This window comes from Shewanella pneumatophori, assembly GCF_023283895.1.
Classification (GTDB): Bacteria; Pseudomonadota; Gammaproteobacteria; order Enterobacterales; family Shewanellaceae; genus Shewanella; species Shewanella pneumatophori.
This window is the reverse complement of the sequence record NZ_JAKILB010000005.1, coordinates 131371-149166: the sequence shown is the minus strand read 5'-3', so window position 1 is coordinate 149166 and position 17796 is coordinate 131371. Positions and strand designations below refer to the sequence as shown.

The 17796-nt window shown below is 42.0% G+C and carries 12 protein-coding genes; 8 read left to right on the top strand and 4 right to left on the bottom strand.

Annotated elements, in window-relative coordinates:
- Nucleotides 1-65: 65 nt before the first annotated feature.
- Nucleotides 66-758, bottom strand: coding sequence for an OB-fold-containig protein (locus L2740_RS09470; protein ID WP_248949880.1), 693 nt, complete (start codon nt 756-758; stop codon nt 66-68).
- Nucleotides 759-1002: 244 nt separating this feature from the next.
- On the opposite strand from L2740_RS09470, the gene L2740_RS09465 reads away from it, so the two are divergent.
- The 4 genes from L2740_RS09465 (at nt 1003) to L2740_RS09450 (ending at nt 3935) form a co-directional block, all read left to right on the top strand.
- Nucleotides 1003-2487 (top strand): carboxypeptidase M32, encoded by a 1485-nt coding sequence (locus tag L2740_RS09465; RefSeq protein WP_248949879.1) that lies wholly within the window; start codon nt 1003-1005, stop codon nt 2485-2487.
- Nucleotides 2488-2574: 87 nt separating this feature from the next.
- Entirely contained in the window at nt 2575-3054 is a 480-nt protein-coding gene (locus L2740_RS09460; protein WP_248949877.1) for a GNAT family N-acetyltransferase, read from the top strand.
- Between the two features lie 45 nt (nt 3055-3099).
- Nucleotides 3100-3354: a DUF2960 domain-containing protein gene (locus L2740_RS09455; protein ID WP_248949874.1), complete on the top strand. Its 255-nt coding sequence runs from the start codon at nt 3100-3102 to the stop codon at nt 3352-3354.
- Nucleotides 3355-3425: 71 nt separating this feature from the next.
- Complete coding sequence (locus tag L2740_RS09450; RefSeq protein ID WP_248950143.1) at nt 3426-3935, top strand: RDD family protein; 510 nt, start codon at nt 3426-3428, stop codon at nt 3933-3935.
- Between the two features lie 219 nt (nt 3936-4154).
- On the opposite strand, the gene lptG is transcribed toward L2740_RS09450, so the two are convergent.
- Entirely contained in the window at nt 4155-5213 is a 1059-nt protein-coding gene (gene lptG / locus L2740_RS09445; protein ID WP_248469040.1) for an LPS export ABC transporter permease LptG, read from the bottom strand.
- Nucleotides 5210-6325, bottom strand: a complete 1116-nt coding sequence (lptF, locus tag L2740_RS09440; protein ID WP_248469041.1) for an LPS export ABC transporter permease LptF — start codon at nt 6323-6325, stop codon at nt 5210-5212. Before lptF ends, lptG begins: the two co-directional genes overlap by 4 nt.
- 223 nt (nt 6326-6548) lie before the next feature.
- On the opposite strand from lptF, the gene pepA reads away from it, so the two are divergent.
- From pepA to L2740_RS09420, 4 genes are all read left to right on the top strand, one after another.
- Complete coding sequence (gene pepA / locus L2740_RS09435; RefSeq protein WP_248469042.1) at nt 6549-8057, top strand: leucyl aminopeptidase; 1509 nt, start codon at nt 6549-6551, stop codon at nt 8055-8057.
- Nucleotides 8058-8511: 454 nt separating this feature from the next.
- Nucleotides 8512-12504: a transporter substrate-binding domain-containing protein gene (locus L2740_RS09430; RefSeq protein ID WP_248949872.1), complete on the top strand. Its 3993-nt coding sequence runs from the start codon at nt 8512-8514 to the stop codon at nt 12502-12504.
- Complete coding sequence (locus L2740_RS09425) at nt 12504-13718, top strand: EAL domain-containing response regulator (RefSeq protein WP_248949871.1); 1215 nt, start codon at nt 12504-12506, stop codon at nt 13716-13718. The genes L2740_RS09430 and L2740_RS09425 overlap by 1 nt, the downstream gene beginning before the upstream one ends.
- Before the next feature lie 332 nt (nt 13719-14050).
- Nucleotides 14051-16252 (top strand): putative bifunctional diguanylate cyclase/phosphodiesterase, encoded by a 2202-nt coding sequence (locus L2740_RS09420; protein ID WP_248949870.1) that lies wholly within the window; start codon nt 14051-14053, stop codon nt 16250-16252.
- A gap of 96 nt (nt 16253-16348) precedes the next feature.
- Here the strand turns inward: L2740_RS09420 and paeA are convergent, their stop codons facing one another.
- Entirely contained in the window at nt 16349-17671 is a 1323-nt protein-coding gene (gene paeA / locus L2740_RS09415; RefSeq protein ID WP_248949868.1) for a polyamine export protein PaeA, read from the bottom strand.
- Nucleotides 17672-17796 lie beyond the last annotated feature (125 nt).

Genomic DNA, 17796 nt, shown 5'->3' with positions numbered 1-17796 from the left:
ATACAAACTAACATAAGCTAAATCTAAAAAATGGCCTGCATTGCAGGCCATTTTGCTATCTAGTGCTAACTGACCTTAGCCAAGCAATCCGCTTCAATAGGCAATGCTTGCCACACTCTACCGCGCCTGTTTACTAACACTACAGATGTGCCCTCCAAAAACTCAGTACCAGCTGTTATAGGCTCAACAAATACCTGATGCTCTTGTCGGTGCTTATCAACCACGATGGCAGCACCAGGGAAGCCTTGCTGCGCTCGAGCAAAGCCTATTTTGGCAATACAACCATTAAGATCTTCAATCGACACCACGTTAGAAATTGTAGTGCTTAAGCGATCTGCAATGAGTTTTCCAAAAAAGTGACATGACAATATCATCGCCAATAACGCAACGGGTAAACTGATGTATTGTGGTTGTAGGTCCATGAGTAGGCCCAAGGATACTAGGTTGACAACAAACCCTGCTATAGCAAAGCTAGACAGTGCAAGTGAGAACCAAATTAACACAGGTAAACGGTGGATACACAGCCAACTAGCAAAGCGAAGCAGCGGCCGAGACGGGTTAATATGAGCTTGAGTATATGATGCTTGCTTTAACTCTGGATTGAATGGCGAACTTTCGTTTTGCTCAGGACTTTGCAATAAGCTAACTAAACTTGCACCAACTACTAATGACAAACTTTCTAGCAAACCGAATAGCAGCACCAAACTTAGCGAAATAGCATAAGGCAAGTTTTCTTGGCTCAGCATAAATGCAACCATTTATCCTCCATGATGTTTAGCAGGTTGCATCCCATGCAACCTATTGAATGTCCCTTGCCGCTCAATAGCAAGACTCAAACTTAACAGTATGTTAACACAGTATGTTTTGATAACAAGAGTGTAAATAGAGACCAATTGCGATGACGCTTAACGAGCTTAATAAGAGTTTCACAGTTAAGGCTTAGCGTGTATGCCGCGCCGTGCTAGCATTAGCAGATATCACACCAATATAAGCAGTAGCAATATGAGCGCAGATAAAGCCCCAAACTATCAAACCTTAACTAAGCATTTTCAGAGCATTAGCCACTTTGAGCACCTTAGTGCTTTAGGTGATTGGGACCAAGCGACCATGATGCCTATAGGCGGTGGTGAAGCCAGAGGTGCTGCAATGGCCGAGCTTGCAAAGCATATCCACAGCCTAAAAACTGCGCCAATGTTGGCTGATACCATTGCTCAGGCCCAACAAGAATCATTGACGCTTGAACAAAATGCCAACCTACGCGAAATCAACTACCAATACTTACAGGCAAATGCTGTACCTGGTGACTTAGTCGAAGCCAAAACTAAAGCCGCTTACCACTGCGAGCAAGCGTGGCGAGATCAACGCAAGAATAACGACTGGCAAGGATTTAAACCTAACCTAGAAAACCTAATGTCACTAGTAAAGGAAGAAGCCTCTATTCGCGCTCAAGCGCTAAGAGTCAGCCCTTATGACGCCCTGTTAGATAAATTTGAACCGGGAATGACAACTGCTAGTATCGACAATATTTTCGGCCAATTAAAAAGCTGGTTGCCAGAACTTATCCAGCAAGTTCAGCATAAGCAAGCCTCTGAACCACGCTTTGATATTCCAAGCGCAAGTGCTGCCAATCAAGCGCTACTAGGTCGTGAAGTGATGCAAGTATTGGGTTTTGACTTTAACCACGGCCGACTCGATATCAGTAGCCATCCATTTTGCGGTGGCGTAGCAAGTGATGTGCGCTTAACCACTCGCTATGATGAAGCAGACTTTACCAGTGGTTTAATGGGTATTATCCATGAGACTGGCCATGCCAAATACGAACAAGGCTTACCGCTTGCTTGGCGTGGGCAACCAGCGGGGCTTGCTCGTTCAATGGCGCTCCATGAAAGCCAAAGTCTATTTTGTGAAATGCAGGTCGGTCGTGGTCCAGGCTTTTTAAAGCTGATTCAACCGCATCTAAAGCAGTTACTTGCATGCCCATTAAGCCATGAGCAGTTAACCAATATCTACACTCGCGTAACGCCGGGTCATATCCGAGTAGACGCTGATGAGGTCACCTACCCTTGTCACATTTTACTGCGCTTTGAAGCTGAAAAAGCATTGGTTTCTGGCGAATTAGCAGTAGCCGATTTACCTGACTTTTGGTCAACGCAGATGCAAAGCCTATTAGGTATTAACACTGATGGTGATTACAAAAATGGTTGTATGCAAGACATACATTGGGCTGTTGGTGAACTCGGTTATTTTCCAAGCTATACACTAGGTGCTATGTACGCAGCGCAGTTTAAATATGCAATGGAAAACCAGATTGGCAGTGTAGAAAATGCGATAGCGGCTGGTAAGCTTGCAGATGTTATGGCTTGGCTACAAAGCAATGTTTGGTCAAAAGGCAGCCTATTGGAGATTGATGATCTAATGCGCCAAGCAACTGGCGAAACACTTAACCCGGCCCATTTTAAGCGCCATCTTGAAAACCATTATCTATAAAGAATAGTTAATAACAGTAGCTCCGGCTATAAACATGTATCGGAGCCACTGTTATATCAACATTGCCGTATTAGGATTGCAAACAACATGAATTTACGCCCTATTACTCAAGCTGATTGGTCTTATATCCTTGATATTCAACTTGAATGCTATCCGCAAATTGAACCTGAATCACTTGCAGTATTGCAAAGTAAGTGGCTCGCCTCACCTGAGAGCTGCTTTATCATTGAAGCAGATAACAGCATAATCGGTTATTGCCTAGCTCACCCTTGGCATCTAGATAACCCGCCATCACTTGAGCAGCAGCTCGCGAGAATTGACCATGCGAATACTCTCTACCTGCACGATATTGCGCTATCAACTAAAGCTCAAGGCAAGGGAGCGGGCAAGCAAGCCTTAACTAAATTAATAGGCTTTGCAAACACTAATAATTACCCCAGTATCTCATTGGTCGCAGTGCAGGGCGCACACCTATACTGGGGTAAACAAGGTTTTATCGCTAAGCAAATTAACAAAGATCTATCAGCCTATCCTGAAGATGCACGTTATATGGTTTATACCTTGTAGCCGAGATTTGCTATCATAGACAGACTTTCATTAGAGACGCTAAAAATGGCAACCAGAATTACTTACAAATTTAAGAACCAAGCAAAAGAGATTAACTTTGCTTACGACAAATACCACGACATATACGAAGCAGTTGCCGCTGCTGAAGGTGTTGATTTAACAAGATACCTAATGATGGAACAGCAAATCGCCATGACATCAAAAGGCTCATCTGCTGTTAAAGATTTTCGCGCCAAAGAGTTTGCGCGCTTTGGCTTTAGCGACATCTACTACCATAAAGATGAACCTAAAAAGCCATAAGGTTTGAGCCAGTAGCAGTTATCACCATCCAATAACCCTAATAAAAAGTGATATAAATGACGACTTCATATTTGCCCAATAACGAACATGCTAACTTTCCACGCGCAGGCTTTTTTAAACGCTGTGGCGCGATGGTTTATGACCTTTTCCTCGCGGTAGCCGTATACATGGTTGCTGGCGCACTTGGGTTCGGCATTTTTATCGGTTTAACATCCAGTGGATTAATTGATACTACAGGCTATGAGCATGTATCAGACTTGCTTAACAACACGCCGCTTTATAAAGGTATTTATCAATTCTGGATAGCATTGTGTGTCGGTCTTTTTTATATCAGTTTTTGGAGTTATGGCGGTCAAACTCTAGGGATGCGAGCATGGCGCCTTAAAGTCCAACATCCAAATGGTCAAAACCTAAGTATGGTTACTGCCGCAGCACGATTAGTTTGGTCGTTACTTGGTATAGGTAATTTATGGATTTTAATAAACGGCAATAAGCTTGCGCTACAAGATATGATGACGCGTTCAGAAGTCGTTGAACTATCAAAAGAAGCGAACCAAATGCGTAACTGGCGCGGCGTGTAACACTGTTATTGAATAACGCTATTATTGAGTAACACCGTATCAACCTAGGGTAACCTAAGCTGTGTAATACCAATTATTATAAAACTGTATGCTAGCTCATTTGGGCTAATGCCTTCCAATAAAAAAGCCAATAAACTTATGTTTATTGGCTTTTTTATTATTCAATTTTTTTAATTGCTATTACTTAAGACTAGTACTTAGGCAATTGCTTAAACATTGCTACTTACGAATAAAGTACAGCGCACCGATACTAAATATCAATGCTGGCATCCCCGCACTAATAAAGGCTGGTAAGCCATATACGATACTCAGAGGTCCAAATATTTCACTACAAATATAGAAGCTAAATCCAGCCACAACCCCCAGCAACACTCGTGCGCCCATGGTGACTGTTCTAAGCGGACCAAATACAAATGACAGTGCCACCAGCATCATTACCGCCACCGTAACCGGCTGCATTAGCTTACGCCATAATGCCAACTCATAGCGCTCAGAGGCTTGGTTATTACTTTCTAAATAGTCGAGATAATCCAGCAGCCCTTCTATCGAAAGTGCCTCTGGTTTTACCGATACTACACTGAGCTTTTCAGGCGTAAGCGAGGAGATCCATTTATCTTCATCAAGATTAACTAATACCACCTGCTCATTTTTAAGGGTGGTTCGACGCACATCTTTTAATAGCCAATATTCATCTTTAAATTCAGCTGAATCGGCATGCACAGTACTGGTTAAATTCGTTGTATCATCAAACTCATATAAAGTGATATCACGCAAATTGTTAATATCTGCAGCGCCGCCAATATTGACGAACAGCGCGCCATCTTTAGCCCAAATACCACGGCTAGAATCAATTAAACTGCCACCAGATACATTGGTTCGTTTAATTTCTTTAGCACGAAGTTCGGCAACAGGTGCTACCCACTCGGTTAGCATCATCACCAAAATCATCAATGGAATGGCGGTTTTCATCGCAGACATGGTGATCTGTAAGCGTGATAATCCAGAAGACTGCATCACTACCAGCTCAGAATTTGATGCCAACATGCCCATCCCCACTAGCGCACCAAGCAGCACCGCCATAGGAAAGAACAGTTCAATATCGCGCGGGATCAAAAATAACACGTAAACAGCCGCATCCATCATAGTATAGGTACCACGGCCTACAACACGTAATTGATCCACCCACTTAATAATGCCAGATAATCCAGTCAAAATTAGCAACGCTAAAGACGATGTACTAATCAACACTCGAGCAATATATAGGTCTAAAATTCTCATGCTTTAGCCGCCTTTTTACGCTTGAACAGGCCAGAAACCTTAGCACCGATTGGACGCTCTTTACCCAAGAGCAATATCCCTATCATTAAGGCGGAGGCATGGATCCACCACATACCTAAATACTGTGGAATAACCCCATCTTCTAGTGACTTACGCCCAGCCACCATCAAACCAAAGTAGCCAAGGTATAACAAAATCGCAGGGAACATTTTAGCAAACTTACCTTGACGGTTATTCACTCGCGCCATAGGCACTGCGATTAAGGTCATCAAAGGAATCGCGAGCGGGATTGCCAAGCGCCAATGAAACTCTGCTGTAGCTTCAGGACTATCAATTTTCATTAACTCATCAATAGGCATGGCTGATAACTTACGGCGACGCTCATCAACAGCTTGCTCTTTAATCTGCATTTGGTAGCCACCAAACTCAACCACTTGGTAGTCAACTCGCTTCGGGTTACCTTGATACTGCACCCCATCTTCAAGCTGCAAGCGTTGACCACCTGTGCCGTCTTCAACTACTTTTCCTGAGCGCGCAACCACTACGTTTGCAACACCGGTTTCATCGTTAGGATCGGGTAACTGGGCAACAAATACCTTATCAAGCTTGTTATCACGATCAATACGCTCAACAAAAAGTACCGCTCTACCATTGGGGCTAGTTTGGAAACGCCCTTGAGTTAATGCAGCAAGACCCGCTTCAGACTTTGCACTTTCGAGTACTTGGTTTTGCTGTTCTTCAGCCCAAGGCGCAACATACACTGACAGGAAGCCAGTAAATAGCATATTAGTAATCGCAAGTAACAGAGTTACTCGAGTGATATACCATTCACTAATACCAACACCATGAAAAATAACCATCTCATTTTCAGCATACATACGCCCATGGGCCAGCAAAATGCCTAAAAATAGACTTAATGGTAAAACCAAGACGGTAAGAAATGGCATGTTAAGACCGAGCAAGGTCATAACAAGAGAGGCTGGAAATTCGCCATCAGAGGCATCAGCAAGCACACGCACAAAGTGTTGGCTAATAAAAATAGCTAACAGGACTAAAAGTACTGCTATTTGTGCTTTTAAAACTTCTCGAATCAGGTATCTAAATACAATCACAGTGAGGATCCGGTCTCCAAACGTTCATTTATGCTGGTATCAATACAACTTTCATGTAGACTGTCTACTTTTAGTAGTTTTGTAACCAACAATTACATAACATGGCCAGGGAAAACACCTGAAAAGAATATTATAGGGTGCGCCATATTCAAGCCCTTTTTGGGCACAAGCAGACATTATCTAATAAATAATAAAATTTGTCTTTAAGAATCTAGGAGAGCTCATGGAGTTTAGCGTAAAGAGCGGTAGTCCAGAAAAACAACGCTCAGCTTGTATCGTTGTAGGTGTATACGAACCAAGACGCTTGTCTGGTATCGCCGAACAGCTAGACAAAATCAGTGAAGGCTATATCAGCAATTTACTTCGTCGTGGTGATTTGGAAGGAAAGCCAGGACAAATGTTGTTGTTACACCATGTACCGAATGTACTTAGCGAGCGAGTATTGCTGGTCGGTTGTGGTAAAGAGCGTGAACTTGATGAACGTCAATACAAGCAAATCATCACTAAAACAATCAACACCCTTAATGAAACCGGTTCAATGGAAGCTGTTTGTTTCCTTACCGAGTTACATGTTAAAGGTCGCGACACATACTGGAAAGTTCGTGAAGCGGTTGAAACTACGCAAAACAGCCTATACAGCTTCGATGCGCTAAAAACTCGTAAAGGCGAAACTCGTCGTCCATTACGCAAACTGGTATTTAATGTACCAACACGCCGCGAACTCACTGTTGGCGAACGTGCAATTGAGCACGGTATGGCCGTATCTTCGGGCATGCATCTGTGTCGTGACGTGGCCAATATGCCACCAAATATCTGTAATCCTGCTTACCTTGCTTCTCAAGCTCGTCAAATCGCTGAAAATACCGAAAACCTCACGGTAACAACTGTTGGCGAAGAGCAAATGGAAGCCTTAGGGATGAACTCTTACCTTGCGGTTGGCCGTGGTAGCCACAATGAGTCAGTAATGACCATTATGGAATACAAGGGTGCAATTGATAATACTGAAAAGCCTATTGTGCTTATTGGTAAAGGCCTAACATTCGACTCTGGTGGTATTTCACTAAAGCCTGGCGAAGCCATGGATGAAATGAAGTATGACATGGGCGGTGCTGCAGGCGTTATCGGCGCAATGAAAGCCTTGTGTGAAATGCAACTACCAATCAACGTTATTGGTATTTTGGCTGGCTGTGAAAACATGCCATCTAGTAATGCATATCGCCCGGGCGACATCCTAACGACTATGTCAGGTCAAACTGTAGAAGTGCTTAATACTGATGCCGAAGGCCGTCTAGTATTGTGTGACGTGTTAACCTACGTAGAACGCTTTGACCCAGAGTTAGTTGTAGATACAGCGACCTTAACCGGTGCTTGTGTTATTGCTCTAGGCAAACATGCATCAGGACTATTCTCTGGCCACAATCCGCTTGCACACGAGCTATTAAATGCGGGTGAGCAAAGTGGTGACCGCGCTTGGCGCATGCCTTTATGGGATGAATACCAAGAGCATTTGGAAAGCCCATTCGCAGATATGACCAACCTAGGCGGCCGTGCTGCGGGTTCAATTACTGCAGCATGCTTCCTTTCGCGCTTCGCTAAAAAGTACAATTGGGCACATTTAGATGTGGCAGGTACAGCTTGGAACAGCGGTGCAAACAAGGGCTCAACTGGTCGTCCAGTACCTTTGCTAACTCAGTTCCTAATTAACCGCGCAGGTGTTGAACAAGGTGAATAGGCTTTAGCCATCTACTGAGTCATTGATATTAGGCCAAACCTTTATAGGTTTGGCCTTTTTTGTACCTTTTTGATAGCTCGCCTTTATGGGATTTCACTGTATTACGCTACGCTTGAATACTTTTTTAGTCAGATACTCTTTTTTAGCTTATTTAAATAGAGCCGCTAGCTAATACACATCCAGATTGCTGAAAAAAACTTCAGATTTGCGATCTAACTGGCAATATATTTGTCGCTTAATATCGACAGTAAAAATTTAACCTTTACAATACGCACAATTTTTACTGTTTAGACTAATTACACTAACTTCTATTATTCTTACCCAGTATAAAAAGATACCGACACCAGCCGCAAAATTCCAACGATCTTGATGAGCACTCATCACCATCAATACACGCAGCTCAGTGCACCAAACCAATTTACTTCATAGCTGTAACTCCATTTAAGGTGACAAAATGCATCGGGCATTACTCATACTTTTTTTCCTTTTGGCCTCGTTCAATGTTTTTGCTCAAGAAACTGAAGACCAAGGTTCAGAACATATTATTAAAGTGGGCTATCCTGCATTTGATTGGCAACCTTTTACCTATGTAAGTAAAGACAAAAAGGTCATAGGTTTATTACCAGCAATATTTCAAGAAATTGCCAAAAATAGTGGCTATCAAATTGAAGTGCTAACCTACCCTAGCTACGCAGAAGTTAATCAAGCACTACGTCATGGTGAAGTCGATATCATTATGGGTGCCTCTAAAACCCCAGAAAGGGTGACATGGTTAAGCTTCAGCGCCCCTATCATGTTAGTCCCTAATGCGGTGATTACCCATGAGCCTAATATCAATAGTCTGCTTGAATTAAAAGAGCAACATATTGCAACCGAAGCAGGCTTTGCAATCAATGAAGTATTGCTGCGTGCAACAGGCAGCCAAATAGAGTTAAGTAACTACCCCGGCAGCGAAGACGCATATTCTGCGGTGGTAAAAGGCTACGTTGATGCTTATGTCGGCAATGCAATTACCTTAGACCATCTGTACACACATCAAAATGCACCAGATGAGCTTAATATCAGTCTATTGCAAGATATGCCGTTTGATCATTTGCATTTTGCGGGCCTATATAAAAATCAAAAACTAATCGATGAGTTAAACATTGGTCTTAAGTTGATCTCCAATAAGACATTCAACGAGCTATACGAAGTTTGGTTGACCAAGTCTCAAAGCCGATATATCTACCAACAACACGAGCTAAACCTTACTGATGATGAGATCAATGCCATTCGCGACAAGCGCAACATAAAGGTGCTTTACTCCTCAAACAATCATCCATTTGCCTTTACTAATGAGGATGGCGATATGGATGGTATGAGTGCTGACATTTTGAAAATGATGGCAAAAAAGCTCAACCTGAATATTGAGCCAACGGCCTATTCAGGTAATAACATTGAATCAGAATTAGTAGAGGGGGAATTTGATCTTATACTTGCTTACACCTGTAAAGAGCAGGATATTCCTTATATCAGCTGTACTTCTGCGTATATGCGAGATCCATGGATCGCTGTAGCCTCGGAAAAATCAAATACACTGAATTTAAGCAAAACCAGCACACTGGGGGTACTTAATGGCCACCAAAAACTAAACAACATCGAACCACATTTTCCTAGTGCCCAAGTGCATGGTTTTAGTTCTACTAAACACATGTTGAACGCAGTTCTTGACAACAAAGTTAATGTTGCCATTTTACCTTTATCTAAAGCTAACAGCCTTATTGGCCCAAGATACTTTGGTCAACTTAAGGTGATCCATGACCCTATTGGTAAACATACTCGCGCAGTCAGCTTTGGCGTAAATAAAAGCGCGCCGATTTTACTATCAATTCTGAATAAAGCACGCACTTCTATTTCCGAGGAAGAGTTAGAAACAATTAATCATAAGTGGAACGACGTAAAGATTAATAGTGAGTTCTCATTTACCAAAATACCTAGTTGGATGCTGTTAGTGTTAGCTGGCATTTGTGCAAGCTTGCTGGTTTTTGTTTACTCAAATAGAAAGCTAAAAGCTGAAATAGCTCAAAGACATAGTGTCGAAAAAGAGCTTAGATTAGTTAACAGTAACTTTGGCGGTATTGTTGCGCAGTTAGTTCGCTATGGCGATGACATTGATGATATTTCCTGGAGCTATGTCAGCGGTAATATCGAAAAATACCTAGGTATTACCCCAGAGCAACTTTATAAAACCCCGCACTTATTAATGCAGTTTTTAAGTGAGCATGCAGAAGAGCATGATTTCTTAAACGACATTAATGAATCGCGCTTTTCCGATTCACTTTATACCACGTTGAAATTAAATATTAACGGCCAATCATCTTGGTTCCAAGTGACCGGTGTCTGCACCTTAGTTAGTAAAAACCGTCACTGGACCTATACTCTGGTCGATATATCGTTAATCAAGCAAAAACAGGCTGAACTAAATGAAGCTCGCCAACAAGCAGAATCAGCAGCCGAAGCAAAATCGCGCTTTTTAGCCATGATGAGTCACGAGATCCGCACTCCAATTAGCGGGGTGTTAAGCCTTTTAGAGCTGATGGCTCCTCATTTAAACAGCAAAGAACTATACGGGATCCATAAAAACCTTACCCACTCAGGCAATAACCTGCTTAACATAGTTAACGATGTACTCGACTTCTCTAAAATCGAAGCGGGTAAACTTAGCCTTAGCCCAACAGATTGCCAATTAAGTACATTTATCTGTGAGTTAGTGCAGCCGCATATTGCGCACGTTGAGCGCAAAGGGCTTAAATTTAAGTTATGGCTAGATCCAGATTTAGCTTATTCGGTAAAACTTGACGACTTACGCTTAAAGCAAGTACTTAATAACTTACTCAATAATGCCTCTAAATTTACCTGTGAAGGCGAGATCTGGTTGTCTGTAGAACTCTTGTCATCAACAGACACGCAGCAAACCATTAGCTTTGCTGTTACTGATACCGGTATGGGCATTTCAGAAGGCGACTTAGACAAACTGTTCTTACCGTTTGAACAGGTCGACCTAAGCAGTGAACGACGCTTTAGTGGTACAGGTTTAGGGCTCTCAATTTGCCAACAGTTAGTCAAATTGATGGGCGGAGAAATATCTGTTAATAGCTGCCGCGGCCAAGGTAGTACATTTAAATTCAATCTGAATGTCCCTCTTGTGGCAGTAGAGGTTCCGATACGTGTACAAAAACGTTGCGGCGTGATTGCCAGTGATGCAAGTAGTTACGATCTGCTCTCTGATTATCTGAAAAACTGGCATTGCAGTACATTTGACCTATCTGAGTTAGACAATAAGGTATCACTTGCCTCTTGGGCTATCATCAATAAACTCGATATTTTAATACTTGAGAATCAGTGGTGTGAGCAGCAAGGCATTAGCCCAAGCTGGTTAAAACACAGCTTAGCTGGCGTGCAGATTATTGTTCTGAAAACCCAAAGTATGCTGTCACCAACACCTGCAAAACTTGGCTGGGCACTATCGGTCAACCCTCTAATTCCAGAACACTTGCTGCATTTAATCACTAAACCAGAGTATTTCGAAAGTAAGTACGCTGCAACACAAGCTTCAAAACAGCAAAGTCTTAGTCGTGAGCAAGCTATTAAGCAAAATAAACTCATTTTAGTGGCAGAAGATCATCCGATAAACCAAGATGTTATTCGAATGCAGCTAAGTAAACTCGGCTATGTTGGCGATATCTTTGCTGATGGTCAGCAAGCACTAACAGCCTACCACCAGCAAAAGTACAACTTACTGCTAACAGATTGCCATATGCCGGAGCTTGACGGCTATGGGCTGGTCAATGCTATTCGTGAAAATGAGCGATCATTGCAACTAGCACGTTTGCCAATCGTTGCGCTTACCGCTAATGCTATGTCGAGCGAAAAAGAGCGCTGTCAGCACCTAGGTTTCGATGATTATTTAATTAAACCAATTAGCTTAAACCAACTGAGTCAAGTACTACAAACCCATTTAAGTGATGAGCCCGCGACTTACGCAGATGAAACTGCTGAAAACGTTTCTCCAGAGGCACTACAGGTAGAAGCTGACGGCGTGCTAAGTGAGCTGACGCCAACACCTGTTGCAGAGACTTTAACGCCAGTCATTGATCTTGATGCTCTCGTCGGCAACTTTGGGGATATGGCGATTTGTATTAGTCTGCTCAATAAGTTTCTTGCCACCTCTCAGCAAGACTTACCCTCACTGCAACAGGCTGTCGTTAACGCTGATTTTGATGCAATCGGAAGTATTGCTCACAGATTCAAGGGCGCTGCAGGCGTGATTGAATCAAAAGCTTTAGCACAATTAGCCAAAGAGCTAGAAGCGACTGCAGTTGCCCATGATCTAAACCATTGCCAGCTGCTATTGACTAAACTTGAGCTGACAATGAAGCAAATAACCGAAGTCGTGGAGCAATTGTAATGAAAATTTTGGTTATTGAAGATCATGAATTTCAACGCGAAGCGATGCTGATGCAACTCGCACTCATTGAGCTACCGGTGATTAGCGAAATTAAAACCGCCTCTTCGGGTAGAGCAGCATTAGATCTGATGACCAGCTTTAAGCCTGACGTATTGCTTTGCGACTTAAAAATGCCTGAAATGGACGGCATTACTTTTCTTGGCTATCTAAGTGAGCTCTCGTTTAACGGCTCAATTATTATTACTAGTGCCAGTAACCACATAGTACTGAATACAGTCCAAAAAATGTGTTTGAGCTATCATCTAAAAGTTATAGGTGCGATAAGTAAGCCAGTTAAAATTACGGTACTCAAAGAGCTACTACAGTTAGCCTACCTAGAGCAGCAAAGTAACACTGCATTTATTGTTAATAATACGCTTAAAAATAAAGATTTTACTGAGAAAGAGCTGGTTCACGCTTTAGATCAAGGCTGGATTAAACCCTATTTTCAGCCACTTGTGGATCTCGACAATGGCGAATGGCGTAGTTGCGAAGCTTTGATCCGCTTTATTCATCCTGTGCTTGGCGTTTTGCCACCAGCAAGCTTTCTGCCTTTATTAAGCAAAATGCAAAAAGATGCCGAGCTTGCGCTGCTCAGTATTGAATACATTCTTAGCCAGCAACCGGCATTCTTGGGCAGACCTGTAGCAGTTAATATTACTCCCACAACATTAATGCATAGCCATTTTGTTGATAAACTGCTTAATATTGCAGAAAGCCACCCAAATTTAAGCCAAAAGGTTTACTTTGAAATTACCGAGTCGGACGCCTTAGAAAATACAGGGCGCGCCCTCGAATCGGCTTCTCGTTTAGCTATGCACGGTTTTAATCTATCGATTGATGATTTTGGTACTGGCTACTCGTCACTCTCGCTGCTAGATACGCTGCCTTTTGATTCATTGAAAATTGATATGAGCTTTATCAGACCAATGGAAAGCAGCAAGACTGCGGCCGCGATAGTTGAAGCATGTTTATTACTCAGTCAACGTTTACAGCTTAAATCAGTCGCTGAAGGCGTTGAAACCATAGCTCTTTGGCGTCACCTACAGCAGCTTGATTGTCACTTAGCCCAGGGCTACTTTATTGCAGCACCTATGCCTGCAGAGCGCTTAAATCAGTGGCACAACGACTGGCAACTCAAGGTCATAAAAGAGCAGCTAGCAAGCCCCTATTAGCGAATAAATCCAGCTTAAATACCAATTTAGCGCTTATTACGCCTAATTTGAGCTGAAAGCTTATCCGAATAGCTAACATCCAATTCTAATTGCCATACCATAGGCTTTATAAAGCTTATTCCTACCGTTCTCCAGTCAATCTAACGGCTTACTTACAATCATTAATCAACTAAAACACCGTTAAAATCACTATAAAAATCGGCGTAAATGATACTTATAAGCTAACCTTAATTTGTGCTGCAATCGTTTTTCTAACAACATCAGAAGGATACTTGTTGTCTAACACTCGATAAGCCCCGTGTTACTCACATAGACTGAAGGAATAGTATGTTGTGAATAGTGTATGTCTCCAAACAGAAGCCGCTGAACAATATGCAAATGCATTCAGTTTATTGCCGAGCCCAATCGCAATTATCGATGACTCAGGAGTGATCCAATTGGTTAACAGCAGCTGGGAGCAATTTGCATGTTTTGATCAGTTTAATATCGACAATTGGATTGGTGAAAACTATTTAGCACTGCATTTTAAAACCAGCCAAGCTCAAGACAGTATGCACACAACAGCAGCCCCAAACATTAGTTCACATGACGTCGTCGCACCAGATCACGTCATACAAAGTCTGCAACAAGCACTAAAGCAACAGCTTAACGATATTCAGATCGAATATAGCTATGACAACCACGGCAGCCGTCATTATTTCCAACTCTCTGCGAATAAAATTCAAATCAATAATCGTAATTACTTTCTTGTGCGTCACGATGAGCTAGAAGCCAAGCAAGAATTACTTAACAGCCAACAACGTTTGGCTATTGCCGCTGATGCAGCCAAAATCGGCATTTGGGATTTTGACCTAAAAACACAGTCATTAGTTTGGGATTCATGGATGTATCGTATTTATGGAATTTGCCCAAAAGAGACCCAGGCTGCTTATACTATTTGGGAAAAAGCAGTGCATCCCGAAGACATACAACAAGCGCTAAGCGACTTTCATAGATCAATAAACACCGGCAAGAACTTTGATAGTGAATTTAGGATAGTTAGAGGCGACGGTGAGATAAGGAGCATACAAGCTTCAGCAAAGGTGATTACCGATAGCAATAACGTGCCTATTCGTATGGTAGGCTCCAACATCGATATCACTCAAAAGAAGTTAAGCGAATCAAAAATCTATGAGTTGGCACATTTTGACCAGCTAACTAAACTGCCAAATCGCCAACTGCTAAAAGATAGGATCAGCCAATCATTGGTGTTAAATCGCCGCTTGAAATCATACAGCGCTCTGCTGTTTATTGATTTAGACCACTTCAAAGAAGTCAATGATATAAACAATCATAGTGTCGGTGACCAAGTATTGATTAGCTTCGCCAATCGAATCACTCAAAGCTTGGACGCTGAATTTACTATTTGTCGGCTAGGCGGTGACAAATTTATTGTGTTCATCCCTCATGCATCAGCACAAAAGTTTCAAGCTATCACCCAAACAAAATCAGTCGCACGCAAGTTACTGCACAATATTCAAAAGCCACTCAATATCGACTCAAAGAGTTTTAAATTGTCGGCAAGCATAGGCATTACCTTATTTGGTGAAAGTGCAACCAATATTGAGGACTTAATTAAACAAGCAGAACTGGCTATGTATAAAGTGAAAGCATCAGGCCGTAATAACATCAGTTTTTACGACCCGGAAATGCAAGCCAAAATTGTACAACGTAAACAAACCGAAAAAGACCTCGAACAAGCCATCCTCAACGAGGAGTTTCAAATATTTTTTCAAGCTCAAGTATCGTCTGAGCAAGGAGTCATTGGCGCGGAAACCTTGCTACGTTGGTTTCACCCCAAAAGGGGCTTGGTTTACCCCAATGACTTTATTCCTCAGCTAGAAGAAACCGGCCTACTCATTCCCGTTGGTAACAAGGTGTTGCTTGATGGCTGTAAAAAGCTGCAACAATGGTCGAAACAGCAAGAGTTTAAACAACTAACCTTATCGATTAATGTTAGCGCTATGCAGTTATTACACGAAGACTTTACCGACTATGTAAAACAGTTACTTAGCACTTATCAAATATCAGCAGGAAAGTTAAAACTAGAAATAACCGAAAGTATTTTGATTGAAAATATCGATGCGACAATCGCAATTATGAATGATTTAGCCAATTGCGGGGTTTTGTTTTCTCTTGATGATTTCGGTACTGGCTTCTCATCTCTTTGTTATTTAAAGTCACTACCGTTAACTCAGCTAAAAATTGATAAGTCGTTTATAAAAGACCTGCTCAATGACGACAATGACATAGCGATCTCGAAAACTATCGTTAACTTAGCCACATGTTTAGATTTGGACGTTATTGCTGAAGGGGTGGAACAAAAAGCACAGCAGGAGGTATTAAACCAGATAGGCTGCTATCATTATCAAGGCTACTACTTTCATCGACCAGCAGAAGAGTATGAGTTTGAGAAATTCACTTTAGCTTACAATAGTGACTTGCATGCCAGGCCCCCTCTACAGTGTGCAAAGGTATCGAAGTTACAGGCGTAAAGCTGAAACTGTTGGCTCAATAGGAAAACTGAAATAACCAATACATATAGGCTGCTAACGTGCTTAGCAGCCTATTAACGTTAAACTCACTTAAAACTAGACTTTTGGTTCAACCATTTCAGTCACAACTAAATCATCAATTCGAGTTACCAATAGTTGGTCAACCTTGTAGCTATCAACATCAACAACTTCAAACTTAAAGCCTGCATGATTCACAGAGTCTGTGCACTTAGGAATTTTCCGTAGCATAAACATCATAAAACCGGCGATGGTTTCATAATTATGATTTTGCGGAAACTCCTCGATATCTAGCGCACGCATTACATCTGTTATTGGGGTAACACCATCCATCAACCATGAGCGCTCATCACGGGCAATGATCTGCTCTTCGCTTTCAGGTAATGACCAGGCGCCCATTACTGCGTCTTGCAGATCTTTAGCGGTAACAACCCCCACAACTAAAGAGTATTCATTCATGACTACTGCAAAATCGGCACGACTATTCTTAAAATAATCCATAGATTCTGACAAGGTTAGCGTATCAGGAATAATAAAACAGTTAGTCACTAAACTCTTATCAGTGAGGCTAATTTTTTCACCGTTAATCAGATAAATCAGTAACTTTTTAGCGTTAACTATGCCCACAACTGTATCTAACTGCTCATCACAGACTAAAAAGTTTGAATGCGGATCTTCGGCAATTTTACGTCTAATTTCTTGCTCATTATCTTGCAGTAGAAAGTAAGCTAAACTTTCACGCGCTGTCATAGCGGCGGTGACAGGAATAGTTTGCATCTCAAACACTTTTTCCATCATCAGCTGGTCACCTTTATCTAGCACCCCCGCTTCGGCGCCGGCATCCATAACTGCATAGATATCATCAGAGGTGACTGCATCATTACGTGCAGTTTGTACTTGAAACACACGAAAGACCAAGTTTGCCGAGCCGTTGAAAAACCATACTAGCGGCTTTAAAACCACAATACAGACCATCATTGGTCCCACAAAAGTCATCGCGACTTTCTCAGGAAATGCCATCGCTAAGCGCTTTGGAATAAGGTCGGCAATTAAAATGAATAAACTTGTAACCAGCACAAATGATAATAAAAAGCTGGTTTTGTCTAACCAAGGTCCTGTTAACCAAGAAGATAAAAATGCATGAATATGTGGGGTAAAGGCTGATTCACCGACAATACCACCCATGATAGCAACAGCGTTTAAACCAATTTGCACCACAGTAAAAAAGTTACCCGGTTGCTCTTGTAGTAGCAGAACTTTATCAGCGCGAATATCACCTTCTGTCGATAATTGGCGTAAGCGAATTTTACGGGCGGCCGCGAGCGCAATTTCCGACATCGAAAAAAAACAACTGACTCCAATCAGGAGTAATACAATTACAGCATTATCAAAGAAGCTCATTTAGCACCTATTCTAAAACTAAAAAACACACCTATCTCTATACTTTACCTGACAATATTTGCTTACTGGCAGCCAAGTTTCTAGCCGTGAATATAAGTATAATATCGATCAGTATTTGCGCGAGC

Excerpts from the sequence above, each read along its gene's own strand:
- L2740_RS09425 (WP_248949871.1), top strand. The coding sequence starts at position 12,504 with ATGAAAATTTTGGTTATTGAAGATCATGAATTTCAACGCGAAGCGATG.
- paeA (WP_248949868.1), bottom strand. The coding sequence starts at position 17,671 with ATGAGCTTCTTTGATAATGCTGTAATTGTATTACTCCTGATTGGAGTC.
- pepA (WP_248469042.1), top strand. The coding sequence starts at position 6,549 with ATGGAGTTTAGCGTAAAGAGCGGTAGTCCAGAAAAACAACGCTCAGCT.
- L2740_RS09460 (WP_248949877.1), top strand. The coding sequence starts at position 2,575 with ATGAATTTACGCCCTATTACTCAAGCTGATTGGTCTTATATCCTTGAT.
- lptG (WP_248469040.1), bottom strand. The coding sequence starts at position 5,213 with ATGAGAATTTTAGACCTATATATTGCTCGAGTGTTGATTAGTACATCG.
- L2740_RS09465 (WP_248949879.1), top strand. The coding sequence starts at position 1,003 with ATGAGCGCAGATAAAGCCCCAAACTATCAAACCTTAACTAAGCATTTT.
- L2740_RS09455 (WP_248949874.1), top strand. The coding sequence starts at position 3,100 with ATGGCAACCAGAATTACTTACAAATTTAAGAACCAAGCAAAAGAGATT.
- L2740_RS09430 (WP_248949872.1), top strand. The coding sequence starts at position 8,512 with ATGCATCGGGCATTACTCATACTTTTTTTCCTTTTGGCCTCGTTCAAT.
- L2740_RS09470 (WP_248949880.1), bottom strand. The coding sequence starts at position 758 with ATGGTTGCATTTATGCTGAGCCAAGAAAACTTGCCTTATGCTATTTCG.